General features: G+C 39.8%; 19 protein-coding genes and 1 other RNA gene. 18 read left to right on the forward strand and 2 right to left on the reverse strand.

Going from position 1 to position 20,185, the window contains the following annotated elements:
- The first annotated feature begins 5 nt into the window (after nt 1-5).
- The 3 genes from aspS (at nt 6) to RCG25_RS07575 (ending at nt 2,977) form a co-directional block, all read left to right on the forward strand.
- Entirely contained in the window at nt 6-1,775 is a 1,770-nt protein-coding gene (gene aspS / locus RCG25_RS07565; protein ID WP_308083057.1) for an aspartate--tRNA ligase, read from the forward strand.
- A gap of 66 nt (nt 1,776-1,841) precedes the next feature.
- Nucleotides 1,842-2,039: non-coding RNA, 6S RNA (ssrS, locus tag RCG25_RS07570), on the forward strand.
- A gap of 170 nt (nt 2,040-2,209) precedes the next feature.
- Entirely contained in the window at nt 2,210-2,977 is a 768-nt protein-coding gene (locus RCG25_RS07575; RefSeq protein ID WP_308083058.1) for a tRNA threonylcarbamoyladenosine dehydratase, read from the forward strand.
- A gap of 526 nt (nt 2,978-3,503) precedes the next feature.
- On the opposite strand, the gene RCG25_RS07580 is transcribed toward RCG25_RS07575, so the two are convergent.
- Nucleotides 3,504-4,340, reverse strand: a complete 837-nt coding sequence (locus RCG25_RS07580) for a nuclease-related domain-containing protein (protein WP_308083059.1) — start codon at nt 4,338-4,340, stop codon at nt 3,504-3,506.
- A 245-nt stretch (nt 4,341-4,585) separates the two neighbouring features.
- Between RCG25_RS07580 and RCG25_RS07585 the strand changes: the two genes are divergently transcribed.
- The gene (locus RCG25_RS07585) at nt 4,586-5,512 is read left to right on the forward strand and encodes an ABC transporter ATP-binding protein (protein WP_308083060.1); all 927 of its coding nucleotides are present in this window, start codon (nt 4,586-4,588) and stop codon (nt 5,510-5,512) included.
- Entirely contained in the window at nt 5,505-6,455 is a 951-nt protein-coding gene (locus tag RCG25_RS07590; RefSeq protein WP_308083061.1) for an ABC transporter permease, read from the forward strand. Before RCG25_RS07585 ends, RCG25_RS07590 begins: the two co-directional genes overlap by 8 nt.
- Nucleotides 6,456-6,658: 203 nt before the next feature.
- On the opposite strand, the gene RCG25_RS07595 is transcribed toward RCG25_RS07590, so the two are convergent.
- Nucleotides 6,659-7,930 carry a replication-associated recombination protein A gene (locus RCG25_RS07595; RefSeq protein WP_308083062.1) on the reverse strand — a complete coding sequence of 424 codons (1,272 nt, stop codon included), beginning with the start codon at nt 7,928-7,930 and terminating at the stop codon, nt 6,659-6,661.
- A gap of 169 nt (nt 7,931-8,099) precedes the next feature.
- Between RCG25_RS07595 and cymR the strand changes: the two genes are divergently transcribed.
- The 13 genes from cymR (at nt 8,100) to RCG25_RS07660 (ending at nt 20,176) form a co-directional block, all read left to right on the forward strand.
- Nucleotides 8,100-8,519, forward strand: coding sequence for a cysteine metabolism transcriptional regulator CymR (cymR, locus tag RCG25_RS07600; protein ID WP_308083063.1), 420 nt, complete (start codon nt 8,100-8,102; stop codon nt 8,517-8,519).
- Between the two features lie 45 nt (nt 8,520-8,564).
- Complete coding sequence (locus RCG25_RS07605) at nt 8,565-9,707, forward strand: cysteine desulfurase family protein (RefSeq protein WP_308083064.1); 1,143 nt, start codon at nt 8,565-8,567, stop codon at nt 9,705-9,707.
- Nucleotides 9,708-9,747: 40 nt separating this feature from the next.
- Nucleotides 9,748-10,866, forward strand: coding sequence for a tRNA 2-thiouridine(34) synthase MnmA (mnmA, locus tag RCG25_RS07610; protein ID WP_308083065.1), 1,119 nt, complete (start codon nt 9,748-9,750; stop codon nt 10,864-10,866).
- Between the two features lie 107 nt (nt 10,867-10,973).
- A complete protein-coding gene (locus RCG25_RS07615; protein WP_308083066.1) occupies nt 10,974-11,627 on the forward strand; it encodes a tetratricopeptide repeat protein in 654 nt (217 codons plus the stop codon).
- 35 nt (nt 11,628-11,662) lie between these two features.
- Nucleotides 11,663-14,077 (forward strand): SF1B family DNA helicase RecD2, encoded by a 2,415-nt coding sequence (locus tag RCG25_RS07620; protein ID WP_308083067.1) that lies wholly within the window; start codon nt 11,663-11,665, stop codon nt 14,075-14,077.
- Between the two features lie 32 nt (nt 14,078-14,109).
- Nucleotides 14,110-14,586, forward strand: a complete 477-nt coding sequence (locus tag RCG25_RS07625) for a PRC-barrel domain-containing protein (protein WP_308083068.1) — start codon at nt 14,110-14,112, stop codon at nt 14,584-14,586.
- A gap of 11 nt (nt 14,587-14,597) precedes the next feature.
- The gene (locus RCG25_RS07630) at nt 14,598-14,789 is read left to right on the forward strand and encodes a hypothetical protein (protein WP_308083069.1); all 192 of its coding nucleotides are present in this window, start codon (nt 14,598-14,600) and stop codon (nt 14,787-14,789) included.
- A 21-nt stretch (nt 14,790-14,810) separates the two neighbouring features.
- Nucleotides 14,811-14,945 carry a YrzQ family protein gene (locus RCG25_RS07635; RefSeq protein WP_308083070.1) on the forward strand — a complete coding sequence of 45 codons (135 nt, stop codon included), beginning with the start codon at nt 14,811-14,813 and terminating at the stop codon, nt 14,943-14,945.
- A 91-nt stretch (nt 14,946-15,036) separates the two neighbouring features.
- On the forward strand, nt 15,037-16,116 hold the full coding sequence (locus tag RCG25_RS07640) for an AI-2E family transporter (RefSeq protein WP_308083071.1): 1,080 nt from the start codon (nt 15,037-15,039) through the stop codon (nt 16,114-16,116).
- Nucleotides 16,117-16,462: 346 nt separating this feature from the next.
- Nucleotides 16,463-19,099, forward strand: a complete 2,637-nt coding sequence (gene alaS / locus RCG25_RS07645) for an alanine--tRNA ligase (RefSeq protein WP_308083072.1) — start codon at nt 16,463-16,465, stop codon at nt 19,097-19,099.
- Between the two features lie 75 nt (nt 19,100-19,174).
- Entirely contained in the window at nt 19,175-19,444 is a 270-nt protein-coding gene (locus tag RCG25_RS07650) for an IreB family regulatory phosphoprotein (RefSeq protein WP_308083073.1), read from the forward strand.
- Nucleotides 19,444-19,860 (forward strand): Holliday junction resolvase RuvX, encoded by a 417-nt coding sequence (gene ruvX, locus RCG25_RS07655; RefSeq protein ID WP_308083074.1) that lies wholly within the window; start codon nt 19,444-19,446, stop codon nt 19,858-19,860. The genes RCG25_RS07650 and ruvX overlap by 1 nt, the downstream gene beginning before the upstream one ends.
- A gap of 13 nt (nt 19,861-19,873) precedes the next feature.
- Nucleotides 19,874-20,176, forward strand: a complete 303-nt coding sequence (locus RCG25_RS07660) for a DUF1292 domain-containing protein (RefSeq protein WP_308083075.1) — start codon at nt 19,874-19,876, stop codon at nt 20,174-20,176.
- Nucleotides 20,177-20,185 lie beyond the last annotated feature (9 nt).

Here is a 20,185-nt window from a genome sequence, read left to right on the forward strand (position 1 = left end):
ATTCGATGTATGGCAGATCGTATTTTTGTGGTGAAGTTCCAGAAACAGCCGTTGGCCAAAAGGTAACATTAAAAGGATGGGTTCAAAAAAGACGTGATCTAGGTGGCTTAATCTTTATTGATCTTCGCGACCGCTCTGGAATTGTTCAGGTAGTATTCAACCCGGATTTATCAACGGAAGCACTACAAACAGCTGAAAAGATTCGTAATGAATATGTTCTCGATATTGTTGGAACAGTTGTCAGCCGTGAAGCGGGAACAATTAATGAAAACCTGAAAACAGGAAAGATTGAAGTACAGGCAGAAAAAGTAACGATTATCAATGAGGCAAAGACACCTCCCTTTATGATTTCTGATAAAACAGATGCATCTGAGGATGTTCGTTTAAAATACCGATACCTAGATTTCCGTAGACCAGTTATTTTTGAAACCTTAAAAATGCGTCATCAGGTAACAAAACAAATTAGAGATTTCTTAGACTCTGAAGGATTCTTAGATATTGAAACACCAATCTTAACCAAAAGTACTCCAGAAGGAGCACGTGATTATTTAGTACCAAGCCGTGTTCACCCTGGTGAATTCTATGCACTGCCACAATCACCACAGCTATTTAAACAATTACTAATGGTTGGTGGAGTGGAGCGTTACTATCAAATTGCCCGTTGTTTCCGTGACGAGGATTTACGTGCAGACCGTCAACCTGAATTTACCCAAATTGATATTGAAACAAGCTTCCTAAGCCAAGAGGATATCATGGGAATGATGGAAACAATGATGTCAAAGCTTATGAAAGAAGTAAAAGGCGTAGACATTCCAGCAGCCTTCCCACGTATGACTTATGATGAAGCGATGAGCCGTTACGGTTCCGATAAGCCAGATACGCGATTTGGACTAGAACTAGTTGACCTTTCTGAGATTGTGAAGGATTCTGGCTTTAAAGTATTTGCTGCAGCTGTTGCCAATGGTGGACAAGTAAAAGCGATTAATGTTAAAGGTGCTGCAGAAAAATATTCACGTAAAGACATTGATGCTTTAACTGAGTTCGTAGCTGTATATGGTGCGAAAGGGCTGGCTTGGCTTAAAGTAGATGCTGAAGGACTAAAAGGACCAATTGCGAAATTCTTCACTGAGGAAGATGTGCAAGCACTGACAGCAAGTCTTGAAGCCGCTGAAGGTGATTTACTTTTGTTTGTTGCTGATAAAAAGAGTGTAGTTGCTGATTCTCTAGGGGCGCTTCGCTCGAAGCTTGGAAAAGAGTTAAATCTAATTGATCAAAGTGTGTTCAATTTCTTATGGGTCACAGACTGGCCATTGTTAGAGTACGATGAAGAAGAAGGCCGTTATTATGCTGCCCATCATCCATTTACAATGCCATTTAGGGAAGACCTTGAATTGTTAGACTCAGATCCTGGAAAAGTACGTGCTCAAGCATATGACCTTGTGTTGAATGGATATGAGCTTGGCGGCGGTTCACTGAGAATTTTTGAGCGTGATATTCAAGAGAAGATGTTCAGCATCCTTGGGTTTACTCCTGAAGAAGCAAAAGAACAATTCGGTTTCTTATTGAATGCATTTGAATACGGTACTCCGCCACATGGTGGTATTGCATTAGGGCTTGACCGTTTAGTTATGCTTCTTGCTGGCAGCACAAACCTACGTGATACTATTGCATTTCCTAAGACAGCAAGTGCAAGCTGCTTATTAACAAATGCACCAGGTGAAGTTTCAGAAGCTCAATTAAAGGAACTGAATTTGTCATTAAATGTTAATAAATAACAAGAATTCGCTTTCATGAATCCTTGAAGCAGACTTTTAAATATGATATGATTAAGTCAATCGAGAAGAGTCCTGAAATGTACGTTGTGTTACCTGAAGTTTTGACCGAACATTATTTATTCGGGAATCCGGAGTTTTTCTGATTGCGTAAATGCCTCACCCTTTGACGGGTTAGGGGACTTACAATATCGGGAACAGGGAACCCACCTGCTGAGTGCGGGTTTCAAAACGATGGACATAAGCGACGGCATCATTGGGACTCTTCTATTTATTTGTTTAACAACAACCTCCAGCAAAATTGCTATGGAGGTTTTCTTTTGCTCTCTATCTTCATAATTCCTATCTAAATACTTGTTTTTATAGGATTGTATGTTATATTTTTTAGGGTAAAAGATAATAAAAGATAAAAATGAAATTTATTTTGGAGGAACATCATGCTGCATCAATTTTCCCGTAATGAGCTTGCCATTGGTAAAGAAGGCCTCGATATCATGAAAAATAGTACGGTTGCTGTTTTGGGAATCGGGGGTGTCGGTTCATTTGCTGCTGAAGCTCTTGCCCGTTCTGGCGTTGGCCGCTTAGTCTTAATTGATAAGGACGATGTGGATATTACAAACGTCAACCGCCAGCTAATTGCTTTGCTTTCAACAGTAGGTAGACCAAAAGTAGAGATTATGCAGGAACGGATTAAAGATATAAATCCAGACTGTGAAGTGATTGCCCTTAAGATGTTCTATACAGAAGAAACGTACGAAGAGATTTTCGGCCATAAATTAGATTTTGTTGTGGATGCTTCTGATACGATTATGTATAAGATTCATTTAATGAAGGAATGTTTAAAGCGAAATATCCCGATTATTTCAAGTATGGGAGCAGCCAACAAGATGGACCCAACGCGGTTCCAAATTGCGGATATATCTAAAACACATACGGATCCCATTGCAAAGGTGATTCGTACAAAGCTTCGTAAGGAACGCATTCATAAAGGGATTCCAGTTGTATTTTCGGATGAAAGTCCAATTGTGGTTCGAGAAGAAGTTGTAAAAGTAGTAGGGAAAGAAAATGCGCCAATTCGTAAGGCGAAAATGCCGCCTGCATCGAATGCATTCGTCCCATCAGCAGCCGGTCTGATCATGGCCAGCTACGTTGTTCGTGAGTTATTAAAGGATATTAAAATCACACGTGTATCTGATGAAAAATAATTGATATATGTAGGCCCTAAACATAATGGTTGGTTAGGGCTTTTTATGTTGGGTTAAGTGCAAAAAAGTGTTGAGGTTACGGTTAGGTAGAAAGGTTCTACGTGCCTGAACCCATGAGGAAAAGAGTAGTTGGGTAACGTAGAAAGGTCCTACGTGCCCGAACCCATGATGAAAAGATGAAGTGGGTAACGTAGAAAGGTTCTACGTGCCTGAACCCATGAGGAAAAGAGTAGTTGGGTAACGTAGAAAGGTCCTACGTGCCCGACTTCATGATGAAAAGAAGAAATGGGTAACGTAGAAAGGTCCTACGTGCCTGAACCCATGAGGAAAAGAGTAGTTGGGTAACGTAGAAAGGTCCTACGTGCCCGAGTCCATGATGAAAAGAGTAGATGGGTAACGTAGAAAGGTTCTACGTGCCCGAGTCTATGAAGAAAAGAAGAAATTGGTAACGTAGAATGCCCAAACCCACGATCAATAAAAGTGTCGAAAAATAAAACAGCTTTTTACCCCAGAAAACAATCAAATACTACTCGAAAAACACCCACCGACCATACCCAGTTGCCATTAAATTTTCCATTAGTATACGTCTTAATAACTTTTTAGAATGGATCACATTACACCACTCATGGATTAGATTAGTTGTAATTTTTAAATCAGGAAAAAGAAGTCTTAGCTCCTCTACACTCCTTAAAATACCTGTTTTAAGTTCTTCCTCATATCCACAATCTACACAAACTAGTTTCTTATCATCTTTACAAATTAAAAATGAATTAGAATCAGGACAAATAATTCCTTTTTTCATTTGGTCATATCTATATGGCGGAAAACGGGAATAGGGGGATTTATTTTGATGCATCGAGATTAATGTTTCTGCAAGCTCCCTGTGATTAGATGTTAATTTTGAAGGAAGCTGGTTTAATTTTTTCATATAGGAATTAAGCTGTGTTGAATAAATAATTGGTTTGTTAAGAGGGGCCTGATATAAAGTAAAATCGGGGTTAATAAAGATTACATTTCCTTCTATAGGTGTATGAAAACCAATATTTTTGATTAGCTGGCGTAATAGAGATGAACTTCGCTTTAATTGATCTAATGGATTTTGAACTTCGTCCCTGGATAAAGTATAAAAACTATCATTTTCGTATAAATAATTCCCCTCAAAATTCTTTACTTCAAAAGGAAAGATTGTACTTTGAGAAATGGTTAATGTATCAATTTGGAAATTCGCATTGTTAAAATCAATGCATAAATCGTTTATAAAATACAAATCATTTTGCAACTTACTAGTATATTGGTCAAACTTCATCTCACCTTGGTATCCTTTTTCAAGTTTTAAATAATATTTTTTATCCTTTGCTGACAAATTCGTTCTCATGAATAGTGATTTCATAATGATCAATTCATTGGACTTATAGCGCGGCTTTAATAGCATGGGCCACATCCTTTCTTTTTTACAGATACAATCTTATTTTATAAAAAAATACTTTAAATCCCTTGTAATTATATGAATATTTTGTTAACAATTCACGAACTCATGCTCTTAAAAACAGGAGAATTTTTCCGAAATAATGTACACTATAGTGGACGGCTAAAGAGAGGAGAGGAAAATTGGAAACAATCGTAGAGTTAAAAAACGTAACTAAAGTGATTAAAGGAAGAACTATCATTGATAATATCAGTTTTAAAGTAAATAAAGGCGAAGTTTTCGGCTTCCTTGGCCCGAATGGTGCTGGGAAAACAACGACTATCCGAATGATTGTCGGTTTAATGGGGATCACCTCAGGAGATATCATCATCGGCCAATCGAGCATCAAAGCTGATTTTGAAAATGCGGTGGGACATGTGGGTGCTATCGTCGAAAATCCAGAAATGTATAAATTTTTAACTGGTTATCAAAACCTCGTCCACTATGCGCGGATGGGAAAAGGGATTACAAAGGAAAAAATCGCTGAAACAGTGGAACTGGTTGGGTTAACAGATCGTATCAATGACAAAGTAAAAACCTATTCACTTGGAATGCGGCAAAGATTGGGGTTAGCTCAATGTCTTTTACATGATCCAAAGGTGTTAATCCTGGATGAGCCTACCAACGGTTTAGATCCTGCAGGAATACGAGAAATCCGTGACTATATTCGTCTACTGGCACGTGAAAAAAGTATGGCAGTCATTGTTTCGAGTCATTTACTTTCCGAAATGGAAATGATGTGCGACCGCATTGGGATTATTCAAAATGGTCAGTTGATCGATGTTCAGCTCGTAAAGGAGTTTGTCCATGGAACGGAAACTACCTATGAGTTAGAAGTAGTTCCAAGCGATAAAGCTTTGTTAATTGTCCAAAACCACTATTCAAGTATCCGAGCGAACCGCTCTAGAAATGGGATATCGGTAGAGCTTTCTAAGGAAGAAATACCTAACCTTGTAAAAGCTTTTGTTGCAGAAGATATTCAAGTTTACGGAATCAAAGAAGTAGCAAAAACACTAGAAGATCGCTTCCTAGAAGTAACGGCTGAAAAGGAGGCGGTAACACGTGGGTAATTTAATCAAAAATGAATGGATGAAAATTTTTAGACGCCCTGGAACCTATGTGATGGTTGCCATCCTAGTCATTTCTATAGCAATAGTAGGTTTTGTAGTAAAGTATCAACAAAATGGGATGGATGTGTCCGAGGATCCCAAATGGGAACAAGTCCTACAAGAAGAAAATAATGCATTAAAGCAGCAGATGGACCAAAGCCGGACAAAAATCGAAAAGCAGTATTTTAAAAAAGAAATAGCGATTAATAATTACCGAATCAAGCATCATATTCCGCCAAGAGAAAAATATTCGGTGTGGTCATTTGTAAAAGATACATCACAGCTCATTGTGTTAGCTGGGTTATTCATCATTATTGTGGCTGCTGGAATTGTGGCCAGTGAGTTTAACTGGGGAACAATCAAGCTGTTATTGATTAGGCCAATCAACCGAACGAAAATTTTACTATCTAAATATTTGACGGTATTGTTGTACGCTATATTCATGCTGTCCATCTTATTTGTCTTTTCAACTATACTTGGTGCCATCCTGTTCGGCATGCCAGACGAAGCGGTTTCGTATTTAAATTATAATAATGGTCAAGTAACGGAGCAAAATATCGTTGTCCATTTATTAATCTATTACGGTTTAAGCTCAATTGATATGATTATGCTGGTTACAATGGCATTTATGATTTCTTCAGTCTTCCGTAATAGTTCGCTTGCCATTGGTTTATCCCTATTTCTATTGTTCACTGGGGGTCAGTTTACTACTCTACTGGCCATGAAATTTACCTGGGCAAAATACATTCTGTTTGCTAATACGGATTTAATGCAATATGTGGAAGGAGCGCCATTGGTGGAAGGAATGACCCTGTCCTTCTCCGTGCTTATGCTGTTGGCCTACTTTGCTCTATTCCAATTTCTCGCATTCTTTGTCTTTAAAAAACGAGACGTTGCTGCATAAGAAAAGCGGAAGCGCCTTGGTCAGCCCCGACAGGCAAATGTTCTTCGGCAAGAAAAGTCCGCCTTTTGACTTTTTTGCCGAAGGTTATTTGACCCGAGGGGTTAGGCGCTGGAGCTAGACAGTTCTCGAAGTCGAAATTTATACGTTCTTATAATTTAGAAAAAGGTGTCAGGCACCATAACTATTGGTGCCTGACACCTTTTTTAGCTTTTACGTATTAGTTTTTCATAGACTACTGCAAGGGCCTGCTCGAATTTCCCGGTTTTCTTCGGCTGGTAGTATTGTTTGTTTTTCAGCCGGTTCGGCAAGTATTGCTGCGGAACCCAGCCATTTTCATAGTTGTGTGGATATAAATATTCGATTCCTCTGCCAAGCTCTTTTGCTCCCTTGTAGTGGGCATCCTTTAAATGATCAGGAATTTCACCTACATTCCCTTTTCGGATATCTTCAAGAGCGGTATCGATAGCCAAAATAGCAGAGTTCGATTTGGGCGATAAGCATAGTTCAATTACGGCATTAGCAAGCGGGATTCTTGCCTCAGGAAAGCCCAGTCTTTCTGCCGTTTCAATCGCTGCTAACGTCCGTGGTCCTGCTTGTGGATTGGCGAGTCCAATATCCTCATAGGCAATGACGATTAGTCTGCGGCTGATACTGACAAGGTCACCTGCTTCAATTAGCCTGCCAAGATAGTGCAGGGCAGCATTGGCGTCACTACCACGGATGGACTTTTGAAAGGCAGACAGGACATCATAGTGGCCGTCCCCATCCTTATCTGCAGCCATGCTTTTCTTCTGCAGACATTCCTCGGCCGATTCCACATCGATTGAAACCATGCCTTCTTCATCTTCGTCTGTTGAGAGCACGGCTAATTCGAGTGCATTTAAGGAGCTTCTGACATCTCCGTTCGAGGCATTGGCGAAATGTTGTAAGGCTTCGTCAGTCACATTCACCTTTAATTTGCCCAGTCCACGATCCTCGTCTTCAATCGCACGGAGCAATGCCTGCTTCACCTCATCAGGTGTTAGTGGTTTAAGCTCAAAAATTTGACAGCGACTGCGAATCGCAGGATTAATCGCATGGTAGGGGTTACTTGTGGTTGCGCCGATTAGCGTAATCATTCCATTTTCTAAATAGGGAAGCAAAAAGTCTTGTTTTCCTTTGTCCAAACGATGGACTTCATCTAGAAGAAGAATCACTTTTCCTGACATTTTTGCCTCAGCTGCAACAATTTCCATATCTTTTTTATTATTTGTTACTGCGTTTAAGGTTCGAAAGGCATATTTGGTACTTCCAGCAATGGCACTTGCAATCGATGTTTTGCCAATTCCAGGTGGTCCATATAAAATCATGGATGTAAGCTGTTTTGCTTTCACCATTCTAGCAATGATTTTTCCGTCACCAACCAAATGCTGCTGACCTACGACTTCGTCAATCGTTCTTGGCCTCATCCGAAAGGCCAAAGGCTTTTGCTGCATAATCATCTCTCCAAAAGGAATTTCATTTTATTCATACTTTTATACTACGATACCACTTTCTTGGGGAAAAAGCATATTAAAGGAGAATGTGTTATAATTTCTAATGCCTATCAATTTACTGTGGAATTACGTATTTAAATATATAGATTTTGAATAGAGGTGCTAAGTAGTGAAAATATCAACAAAGGGTAGATATGGTCTTACAATTATGATTGAGCTTGCTAAAAAATATGGTGAAGGTCCCACATCTTTAAAAGCCATTGCACAGGCAAATGATTTATCAGAACATTATTTAGAGCAATTGGTTGCTCCGTTAAGGAATGCAGGTTTAGTTAAGAGTATAAGAGGGGCATATGGTGGTTATATTCTTACAAATGTTCCTTCTAAAATTACTGCTGGGGATGTCATTCGTGTCCTGGAGGGACCGATTACGCCGGTTGAAGGAATTGAAGATGAGGAGCCAGCAAAGCGAGAACTTTGGATTAGAATTAGGGATGCGATTAAGGGTGTTTTAGATAACACTACTTTAGAAGATCTGGCAAATCACAGTGAAGATAATGATACCGAAGGTTATATGTTTTATATATAAGGCGAAGAGTATGAACATAGAATTATTTTGATTGAAGGTGTAAGGATGGAACGAATTTATCTCGACCACGCAGCAACCACACCCATGCATCCTAAAGTAATTGGAAAAATGGTCGAAGCTATGAATACGATTTTTGGTAACCCTTCGAGTATTCACTCATTCGGAAGGGAAGCCCGTCATCAAATTGATAGAGCTAGGGCTGGACTTGCGCGCAGCATTGGTGCAAAGGAAAACGAGATTATTTTTACAAGCGGTGGTACAGAAGCCGATAACATGGCGTTGTTTGGTGTGGCTGAAAGCTATCAGAATAAAGGCAAACACATTATTACCACTAAGGTGGAACATCATGCTGTCTTGCATGCTTGTAAAAAGCTAGAGAAGATGGGTTATGAGGTTACCTATTTACCTGTTGATGAAATAGGACGGGTTTCCATCTCTGAATTCCAAGAAGCATTGAGGGATGATACGATTTTAGTATCCATCATGTATGGTAACAATGAAGTTGGCTCGATTCAGCCAATTTCTGAAATCGGCCACTTACTAAAAGATCATCAAGCAGTCTTTCATACCGATGCGGTACAAGCCTATGGAATAGAAAAGATTGATGTAAACGAAAGCCAAATTGATTTATTATCCGTTTCTGCTCATAAAATCAATGGTCCAAAAGGAACAGGTTTTCTTTTTGCCCGTTCAAATGTGAAACTCTCTCCTCGCTCCTTTGGCGGGGACCAAGAAAGAAAGAGACGAGCTGGAACGGAAAATGTTGCTTCTATTGTTGGTTTTCATGAAGCTGTTACAATTGCAAATGAAGAAAGAGCGGCTAATAGAGAAAAGTATATAGGTTTTAAAGAGGTAATGTTAGCAAAATTGCGTGAATTAGATATCGAGTTTAACATAAACGGATTGCTTGAAACTTCACTGCCACATGTATTAAACTTAAGCTTTCCGGGAACGAGTGTGGAGGCTATGCTTGTTAATCTTGATTTGGCAGGCATTGCTGTTTCGAGCGGATCAGCATGTACGGCTGGTAGCTTAGAACCCTCTCATGTCCTGGTTGCCATGTTTGGTAAACAGTCAGAGCGCTTGATCAATTCGATCCGATTTAGTTTTGGCTTAAACACGACGACTGAGGACGTCGTGAAAGCTGCTGAAGAGACGGCAAAGGTTGTTTTGCGTCTGAAAAAATAAATGTAATATCTAGTAGGGTTAAAAGAGAGGTGAAAGAGAAATGGAGAAAAAAGAGCCAAAAGATATCCGTGTTGTAGTTGGAATGTCAGGTGGTGTTGACTCCTCTGTAGCTGCACTACTATTAAAGCAGCAAGGCTATGACGTAATCGGAATTTTTATGAAGAATTGGGATGACACAGACGAAAATGGTGTGTGTACAGCCACTGAAGACTACGAGGATGTCATTCGGGTATGCAATCAAATTGGCATTCCTTATTATGCTGTTAATTTTGAAAAACAATATTGGGATAAGGTATTTTCTTATTTCCTTGAAGAATATAAAGCGGGTAGAACACCAAACCCAGATGTGATGTGTAACAAAGAAATTAAATTTAAGGCATTCCTCGAGCATGCGCTTAAATTAGGTGCAGATTACTTAGCAACGGGTCATTATGCAAGAGTTGAATTCCGTGATGGTGAATATAAAATGCTACGTGGCCTGGATGAAAATAAGGACCAAACGTATTTCTTAAATCAACTGACACAGGAACAACTGAGTAGAGTTATGTTCCCAATTGGAGACTTAGAGAAATCTCGAGTAAGGGAAATAGCGAAGGAAGCAGAACTTGCTACTGCCACAAAAAAGGACAGTACGGGTATTTGCTTTATCGGTGAACGGAATTTTAAGGACTTCCTAGGTCAATATCTACCGGCTCAACCGGGTAGGATGGAGACATTTGAAGGTGAGATTAAAGGGAAACATGAAGGTCTAATGTATCATACCATTGGCCAGCGTCATGGTTTAGGTATAGGAGGAGCAGGTGAACCTTGGTTTGCCATTGGAAAGGACTTAGATAGAAATGTCCTTTATGTTGGACAAGGTTTCCACAATGAAAAGCTTTATTCCAACTCGATTATTGCAACCAACGTTAGTTGGGTATCGAACAAAGAAAAATCGGCTGAGTTTGAATGTACGGCCAAGTTCCGCTATCGCCAGGAAGATAATAGCGTGACTGTACGTTTGTTAGAAGGCAATCGTGCAGAAGTTATTTTCAAGGAGCCCATTCGTGCGGTTACCCCAGGACAGGCAGTTGTTTTTTACAATGGCGAGGAATGTCTTGGCGGCGGTACCATCGACGAAGTGTACAAAAATGGTGAACGGTTAACATATGTAGGATAATTTATCCCCTGATTCCAATACTGGAGTCAGGGCTTTTTACTCTTTTTTGGGTACGTTTTTCTTCTCAGAATATGATATACTTTCCCTTAGGATTGGAGCTGAAAAAAATGGATAAAAACCAATTAGGTGTACAATACATGCAGGAAGGTAACTACGAAGAAGCAGCTAAAGCCTTCAATGCAGCAATAGAAGAAAATCCGACGGACCCTGTTGCTTATATTAACTTCGGCAATGTTCTTTCAGCTGTCGGTGACGATGAAAAGGCTATCAAATTTTATCAAAAGGCACTTGAAATAGATGAAAACGCGGCAGCAGCTTACTATAGTATCGGTAACATTATGTTCACTCATGATCAGTTTGACGAGGCTAAAAATATGTTTGAAACAGCCATGAAAAAGGGGCTGGAGTCTGCCGATAATTACTTTATGTTAGGTTTAACGCTAGTACAATTAGACAAGAACCGCTTCGCCCTTCCTTACCTGCAAAGAAGTGTTGAGCTGAATGAAGAGGATGCAGAAGCAAGGTTTCAATATGGTTTATGTCTAGCACAATTAGAATTCATTGACGAATCTATGGTTCAATTTGAAAAGTGTATTGAACTCGATCCAGGACACTCAGATGCTTATTATAATTTAGGGGTTTCGTATGCCTTTAAAGAAAATTCTACTAAAGCAATTGAAATGTTTAATAAAGCCTTGGAAAACCAGCCAGACCATTTGCTTGCAGGACATGCAAAAAAATTAATTGAAAATATGCAATAGGTGATGCCGATCTTTTTGAAAGGAGGGAGACGCGAGTGGAGAAGCAGGATTCGCTTGATTTATTTGCCGAACAAGGAAAGTTTGTAAAGGGAAGACCCATCGTTACCATCTTTCATAATGAACAAAACCTATATACGGTTTTACGGATACGAGTAGATGAAACAAACCATTCTTATGATGACAAAGAAGCGGTTGTCACTGGCTATTTTCCAAAGGTACATGAGCAGGAAACGTATATCTTTTACGGAGAATTTAAAGATCATCCTAAGTTTGGTCTGCAATTTCATACAAATCATTTCAGAAAAGATATGCCACAGACAAAGCAAGGGGTTATTGCTTATTTGTCAGGTGAACTGTTCAAAGGGATTGGTAAGAAGACAGCAGAAAATATCGTAGATACGCTTGGGGAAAACGCCATTTCAAAAATACTTAACCAGCCGTCGCTGCTAGATTCCATTCCTAAGCTTCCTCCTGACAAGGCTAAATCACTGTATGACACACTCATGGAGCACCAAGGACTCGAGCAGGTCATGGTAGCTTTAAACCAATATGGGTTCGGGCCGCAGATTTCAATGCGAATTTACCAGGCATACAAAGAGGAGACACTTGGTATTATTCAAAAGAACCCTTACCAATTAGTTGAGGATATTGAGGGAGTTGGTTTTGGCCGTGCGGATGAGCTTGGCTATCAGCTTGGGATATCAGGCAGTCATCCTGATCGCATCAAAGCAGCCTGTCTATATACGCTAGAAAATGATAGCTTGCAGACCGGTCATGTATACATACATGCTGAGCAATTACTCGAACAAGTAAAAAGTTTGTTGGAAGAAAATAAGCGAGACCAAATTGAATTTTTCGATATTTCGAATGAAGTCATTAAGTTGGAAGAAGAAGGGAAATTAATTGGTGAAGAAAAACGAATTTACTTGCCATCTCTATATTTTGCAGAAAAAGGTCTTGTGACTAACATTCACCGTATCTTACAGCAAACTGAATATAAGGATCAATTTCCTGAATCTGAGTTCTTGCTTGCTTTGGGAGGCTTGGAAGAACGCCTTGGGGTACAATATGCGCCCACCCAAAGAGAAGCCATTCAAACGGCATTAATGGCACCAATGCTTATTTTAACTGGGGGACCTGGAACAGGTAAAACCACGGTTATAAAAGGAATTGTTGAGCTTTACGCTGAACTCCATGGCTGTTCGTTGGAGCCGAAGGATTATCATAAAAAGGGTGAGCCTTTTCCATTTTTGCTTGCTGCACCAACAGGTAGAGCAGCCAAAAGAATGAGTGAATCCACCGGGCTTCCTGCGGTAACGATTCATCGATTACTTGGTTTAAATGGGACTGAAGGAATTGACCATGAGGATTCAAATACACTTGAAGGAAAAATATTAATCGTAGATGAAACTTCTATGCTCGATATATGGCTTGCTAATCAATTGTTTAAGGCTCTGCCTGACAATATCCAAGTTATACTTGTTGGGGACGAGGATCAGCTGCCATCGGTTGGTCCTGGTCAGGTTTTAAAGGACTTGTTGGATTCAGAACGTATTCCGACGGTTCGATTAACCGATATTTACCGGCAGGCGGAAGGTTCATCAATCATAGAATTGGCCCATGATATAAAAAGGGGCTATCTTCCCCCGGATGTAACACAAAAGAAGCCTGATCGTTCGTTTATCAGATGTTCTACTGCACAGGTGGCTCAAGTCGTGGAAAAAGTAGCACAAAATGCCAAAAACAAAGGTTATTCTGCAAAGGATATCCAAGTGCTGGCGCCTATGTATAGAGGCCCTGCAGGGATTGACCGGTTAAATGTGTTGCTACAGGAGATTTTTAATCCAAACCCTGATGGTAAACGAAAGGAAATTACCTTTGGAGAAGTAAAGTACCGAATTGGTGATAAGGTGCTTCAACTTGTTAATCAACCAGAGAATAATGTGTTCAACGGTGATATTGGTGAAATTATTTCGATTATCTATGCAAAGGAAAATACGGAAAAACAAGACATGATTTATATTTCCTTTGAGGGAAATGAAGTGGAATATACAAGGCAGGATTTGAATCAAATCACCCATGCCTATTGTTGTTCTGTCCATAAATCCCAGGGCAGTGAATTTCCTATTGTTATACTTCCTGTAACGAGAAGTTATTACCGGATGTTGCGACGAAATTTAATCTATACAGCTATCACAAGAAGTAAACAATCGTTAATTCTTTGTGGAGAAGAAGATGCATTAAGAATGGGCGTAGAAAGAGCTGACGAACTTTCAAGACAGACCACTCTTCGTGAAAAGCTTCAAGAAACAATTTTAGTACAGCCGAAGACTCCTCAAAATGATAAAGAGTTGGACGAAGGCTTATCCTATGAGGCAGAATTAATGCAAGTCAATCCAATGGTTGGAATGGAAAACCTTACACCTTATGATTTCATGCTAAATGACTGAAACTATAAATGTTCGGGGAGGTGGGACACTCTTTGCGGACATTTTCATTATTAAAAGGACAACCAGTTTTTGAAACGAGCAGTGGAACAAAAATTGGTGATATCAGTGACCTATGTATCTCAAGCAATGGTATCGTCAAAGGCCTATTGATTAAAAAAGGCGTTTTCTTCAAACAATCGTACTTTCTGGATATTCAAAAAGTGACTACCTTCGGCTGGGATGGGGTTATGATTGATGATAGCGGGTGCTTGGAAAAGGTAGGAGATAACCCTGAATATACCTTGACACATCAGCATTCTTTAGATGGAATGATGATGCTCTCAAAAAGCGGAGAATCACTCGGTTTGTTAAAGGATGTATATTTTCAGGAAGAAGTGGGCACAATCGTAGGGTATGAAATTACGGATGGCTTCTTTTCGGATATCACGGAAGGTAAACAAGTCATTCAATCCGGGAAGCCCTTAGCGATCGGAAAGGATGCCATTATCGTAGATGTAGATAATACGTGAGGTGTCTTTTCATGTTTAAGTGTCCTAACTGTCAAAGCAAAGATATCGGCAAAATTGGTATTAACCAATATTATTGCTGGAGCTGTTTTATTGAGCTATCTGTTAACAAAGGTCTCATTAACACCCATCAGGTGGAGGAAGACGGTTCACTTAGTTCCTTAGACGATTTGTTTGAAGAAGAAGAGCGTCGTTACACCCTATAATTATTATAAGAGGTGAAACGCATGAATAAAATGATGACGTCGATGATTGCTTTTGGTGCGGGGATGGCCATATATAATATGGCCCAACGAAATAATATGATGTCCACCCGCAATATGAAAAGAATACAAAAAAAGGTAAAACGAGCAATGTTTTAATGCAAATCCCCCTTGGATTCCTAGGGGGATTTTTACGTACGTGCATATTTCCCTTTATTGTCTCTAACACTAACATGAGGGAGGATTGCTCGTGGATATTCGTATGAAATGGCTGTATCGAATTGGTTTTATACTCCTATTATTAATTGCCCTTTACGTTTTTCTTAAAATTAGATTTGTTTGGATGCCGGTTGTCAGGCTTGCCGTCATTATCATCTTACCTTTTCTAATAGCAGGGTTTATAACGTATCTCCTTCATCCTATTGTTGAAAAATTACATGAAAAAGGATTCCACCGAGGGTTGGCTATTTTCTTAATTTATTTTATTTTTTTTGGAGGCATTGGTTTTGCTTTATATAAAGGTATACCAGCTATCATTGACCAATTAAAAGACCTATCTGAAAGTGCACCGGTTTTTGCCGAACAGTATCGACGTTGGATTGATGAGCTTCAGACACATACAAGGGCATGGCCGGATGGATTGCAAGCAAAAATAGATGACGGGGTCAACACTTTTGAAAAGAAGATGGATTCTCTTTTAACTATTATTGTAAATGTCTTAATGGACTTTCTAAATTCAGCCCTACTTTTAATGATTATTCCGTTTATTGCTTTTTACATGTTAAAGGATTTTCCTTTGTTAAAACGGACGGCATGGTATTTGACCCCTAAGAAATGGAGAAAAAAAGCCACTCTATTTTTAAGAGACGTTGACGAATCTCTCGGAAGTTATATTAGAGGGCAGCTATTAGTTTGTGTGATTATTGGAAGTGTCTCTGCCCTGTTATTTTGGGTATTCCATCTAAAATATCCTTTGTTACTAGGACTTATCGTTGGTGCGACAAATGTGATTCCTTATTTTGGACCGATTATCGGGGCAATTCCAGCGGTCATTATTGCTGCAACTACCTCGGTTAAGTTGGTCATCATTACGGTTGTTATTGTTTTTGGGTTGCAATTCCTTGAGGGAAACATCTTATCGCCTTATATCGTCGGGAAGAGTCTTCATATGCATCCATTATTAATCATGATAGCTTTAACATCTGGTGGTGAAATAGGGGGAATCTTAGGGTTGATCTTGGCTGTCCCTGTTCTTGTGGTATTGAAGGTAGGAATTATTCATGCGAAAAATCACTTTATAGAAGGCAAAGCAAATGATTCTTCTTCTTAAAGTGCTTGGCCAATTGACAAACGTTTTTTTGGTGGATATAATTCGTCATATAGAATATGAATGAAAATGTTGAAGGGTCGAGTATGTTGTAGTCCATCTGTAACGCTTATTGCGCGGAAGAGAGGAGCTTTCATGGCTGAAAGAAGCTCCAGATGAAGGATGACAGAACGCTAATCCGGAGTGCAGCTAACCACTGCCGTATACCTGCGTTAAGGGTTTTTTGAGAGATGGATACGGAATGTTAGTATTCATAATCAGGGTGGTACCGCGAGATTAAGCTCTCGTCCCTGTTTGGGATGAGGGCTTTTTTGTATGCTTTTTTTAAAAAATAAGGAGGTCAATACATATGAAAAACTTATCTGGTTCACAAATTCGTTCAATGTTTTTACAGTTTTTTAAAGAGGAAAAAGGACACACAGTGGAGCCAAGCGCATCGCTTGTCCCTCATGATGATCCATCCTTGTTATGGATTAACAGTGGTGTCGCTACCCTAAAGAAATACTTTGATGGCCGTGTAGTTCCAGAAAACCCAAGAATCACTAATGCCCAAAAATCCATTCGGACAAATGACATTGAGAATGTTGGGAAAACTGCTCGACACCATACCTTCTTTGAAATGCTTGGTAACTTTTCAATTGGCGAGTACTTTAAAAATGAAGCAATTGAGTGGGCATGGGAGTTTTTAACGGACCAAAAATGGATGGGCTTTGATCCTGAACTATTATCCGTTACCGTTCATCCTGAAGACAATGAAGCATATGAAATTTGGCATAAAACCATCGGTATTCCAGAGGAACGCATTATTCGACTGGAGGGGAATTTCTGGGATATTGGGGAAGGACCAAGTGGACCGAATACTGAAATCTTCTATGACCGTGGTCCAGAATACGGGGATGACCCAAATGATCCAGAATTATATCCAGGTGGAGAAAACGAACGGTACCTCGAAGTTTGGAACCTAGTGTTCTCCCAATTTAACCATAATCCTGATGGCACTTATACACCACTGCCAAAGAAAAATATTGATACAGGTATGGGATTAGAACGTATGGCATCTGTTGTTCAGAATGTTCCAACCAACTTTGACACGGATCTATTTATTCCTATTATCCGTGCGACAGAGGAAATCTCTGGAGAGAAATATGGTGTGAATAAAGAGACCGATGTAGCATTCAAAGTTATTGCTGACCATATTCGTACCGTTGCATTTGCTGTCGGTGATGGTGCGCTTCCGTCAAATGAAGGACGGGGCTATGTACTACGTCGTTTGCTTCGCCGTGCTGTCCGCTATGCTAAGCAGATTAACATTAATCGTCCATTTATGTTTGAACTAGTTCCAGTCGTTGGCGAAATCATGAACGATTTCTATCCAGAAGTAAAGGAAAAGACAGAATTCGTCCAAAAAGTGATTAAGAATGAAGAAGAACGTTTCCACGAAACCCTTCATGATGGCTTAACCATCCTAGCTAGTGTCATTAAAAAGGAAAAAGAAAAGGGCAGTGACACCATTTCTGGCGCAGATGTTTTCCGATTATATGATACGTACGGTTTCCCAGTTGAGCTGACTGAGGAATATGCTGAAGAAGAAGGTATGAAGGTGGACCATGAAGGCTTTGAAGTAGAAATGGAGCAACAGCGTGAACGTGCACGTGCAGCTCGTCATGATGTTGATTCCATGCAGGTTCAGAGCGGTGTTCTTAGAGATGTGAAGGTAGAAAGTCAGTTTGTTGGCTATGATCAACTTGAATCAAGCTCAACAGTGGCAGCTATTGTGAAAAATGGTGAATTAATTGATCAAGCTTCAGCTGGAGAGGAAGTACAGGTTATTCTTGACGTGACGCCTTTTTATGCTGAAAGTGGTGGGCAAATTGCTGACCACGGCATGATGGAAGGTGAAGAGGTATCTTTATTTGTAAAAGGCGTTCAAAAGGCACCGAATGGTCAAAACCTTCATCAAGTAGTGGTTAAGAGCGGTACGCTCAAAACGAACCAACAAGTGACTGCTAAGGTAGATGCAGACAACCGGGTGAAAATTATCAAAAATCATACAGCGACCCACTTGTTGCATCAAGCATTAAAAGATGTACTTGGGGAGCACGTTAACCAGGCAGGTTCCCTCGTTGAACCTGATCGTCTACGCTTTGACTTCTCACACTTTGGTCAAATTAAACCAGAAGAGTTAGAGCAAATTGAAAAAATCGTCAACGAAAAAATTTGGAGAAATATCGAAGTAAACATCAGCTTAAAACCGATTGCTGAAGCAAAAGCAATGGGTGCTATGGCACTTTTCGGTGAGAAGTATGGTAATATTGTTCGAGTGGTACAGGTTGGAGACTATAGCTTAGAGCTATGTGGTGGCTGCCATGTTCCAAATACATCTGTTATTGGTTTGTTTAAAATTGTTTCAGAAGGCGGAATTGGCGCTGGGACACGAAGAATTGAGGCTGTAACAGGTGAGGCTGCTTATAAATCATTAAATGATCAAGTGGGCTTATTAAAAGAAGCGGCAGATAAATTAAAATCAAATCCAAAGGATATCGTCACACGTATCGATAGTCTGATGGGCGAAATGAAACAGCTTCAACGTGAAAATGAATCACTTGCAGCTAAACTTGGAAATATTGAAGCAGGTAACCTGGTTTCCCAAGTAAAAGAAATTGACGGAGTAACCGTCCTAGTTGCAAAGGTACAAGCTGCTGATATGAATAACTTAAGAAATATGGCTGATGACTTAAGGCAAAAACTGGGCTCTGTGGTACTAGTACTAGGAAGTGCTCACGAAGGCAAAGTAAACCTGATCGCAGCAGTTACAAAGGATTTAATCGACAAAGGCTACCATGCTGGGAAACTGATTAAAGAGGTTGCTACACGCTGTGGCGGAGGTGGCGGGGGCCGTCCAGATATGGCTCAAGCTGGAGGAAAAGATCCTGAAAAACTAGATTCTGCACTTCAATTCGTTGAAGAATGGGTAAAATCGGTTTGATAATAGGATAAAGTAGTGTAAAATGAAGGTAATTAGTACAATTCTCTCGTCTATAATAAATGCGAGGTGTGTGAAATGAGTTCATTTGACAAAACGATGAGATTTAATTTTCCTGAAGAGCCCTTTGAACATGACGTAAATGACGTTCTTTTACAAGTGTATGAAGCATTGCAGGAAAAAGGATATAATCCGATAAATCAAATAGTCGGCTACCTATTATCAGGAGATCCAGCCTATATACCACGTCATCGAGATGCCCGTAATATTATCCGCAAGCTTGAACGGGACGAAATAATTGAAGAATTAGTCAAATCCTATCTAAAACAACAACGAGAGGTTAAGTAATGCGCGTATTGGGTTTAGATGTAGGCTCTAAGACAGTTGGTATTGCCCTTAGCGATGAAATGGGGTGGACCGCACAGGGTCTTAAAACACTCAAAATCAATGAAGAAAGACAAGAGTTTGGTTTTGAGGAAATTGGTCAAATAATAAAAGAGTACCAAGTGGATACAGTTGTCATTGGCTTACCTAAAAATATGAACGGGACAATTGGACCACGCGGTCAAGCCAGTCAGCAATATGCGAATGAAGTGGAGAGCAGATTTGCTGTGCCAACTGTATTATGGGACGAGCGGTTGACAACAATGGCTGCTGAACGTGTATTGCTTGAAGCAGATGTAAGCCGCAAAAAGCGAAAGAAAGTTATCGATAAGATGGCTGCAATGATGATCCTACAAGGTTATCTTGATAGCAAAAATTAATGAGGTGAATGAAATGGAACACAACCATGAGCATGAAGAAGAGCGTTTTATTACATTAGTAGATGAAAATGGAGACGAACAACTTTTTGAAATACTTTTCACATTCGATTCAGATGAATTTGAAAGGTCATATGTATTCTTTTATCCAGTAGGGGCAAATGAGGATGACGAAGAAGAAGTGGATATCCTAACATATGCTTACATTCCAACAGAAGATGGCGGTTTCGGAGAACTAATGGAAATCGAAACGGATGAAGAATGGGATATGGTTGAAGAAGTATTCAATACCTTCAACGAGGACCAAGAAGAAGAATAATAAATAACG

Source organism: Neobacillus sp. PS2-9, from assembly GCF_030915525.1.
Classification (GTDB): Bacteria; Bacillota; Bacilli; order Bacillales; family Cytobacillaceae; genus Neobacillus.

Bases quoted from the DNA above. Each gene is read 5' to 3' on its own strand.
- RCG25_RS07575 (WP_308083058.1), top strand. From the start codon at position 2,210: ATGCTGCATCAATTTTCCCGTAATGAGCTTGCCATTGGTAAAGAAGGC.
- mnmA (WP_308083065.1), top strand. From the start codon at position 9,748: ATGGAGAAAAAAGAGCCAAAAGATATCCGTGTTGTAGTTGGAATGTCA.
- RCG25_RS07660 (WP_308083075.1), top strand. From the start codon at position 19,874: ATGGAACACAACCATGAGCATGAAGAAGAGCGTTTTATTACATTAGTA.
- RCG25_RS07635 (WP_308083070.1), top strand. From the start codon at position 14,811: ATGAATAAAATGATGACGTCGATGATTGCTTTTGGTGCGGGGATGGCC.
- RCG25_RS07650 (WP_308083073.1), top strand. From the start codon at position 19,175: ATGAGTTCATTTGACAAAACGATGAGATTTAATTTTCCTGAAGAGCCC.
- RCG25_RS07595 (WP_308083062.1), bottom strand. From the start codon at position 7,930: ATGCAGCAAAAGCCTTTGGCCTTTCGGATGAGGCCAAGAACGATTGAC.
- RCG25_RS07605 (WP_308083064.1), top strand. From the start codon at position 8,565: ATGGAACGAATTTATCTCGACCACGCAGCAACCACACCCATGCATCCT.
- alaS (WP_308083072.1), top strand. From the start codon at position 16,463: ATGAAAAACTTATCTGGTTCACAAATTCGTTCAATGTTTTTACAGTTT.
- RCG25_RS07615 (WP_308083066.1), top strand. From the start codon at position 10,974: ATGGATAAAAACCAATTAGGTGTACAATACATGCAGGAAGGTAACTAC.
- ruvX (WP_308083074.1), top strand. From the start codon at position 19,444: ATGCGCGTATTGGGTTTAGATGTAGGCTCTAAGACAGTTGGTATTGCC.
- aspS (WP_308083057.1), top strand. From the start codon at position 6: ATGTATGGCAGATCGTATTTTTGTGGTGAAGTTCCAGAAACAGCCGTT.
- RCG25_RS07630 (WP_308083069.1), top strand. From the start codon at position 14,598: ATGTTTAAGTGTCCTAACTGTCAAAGCAAAGATATCGGCAAAATTGGT.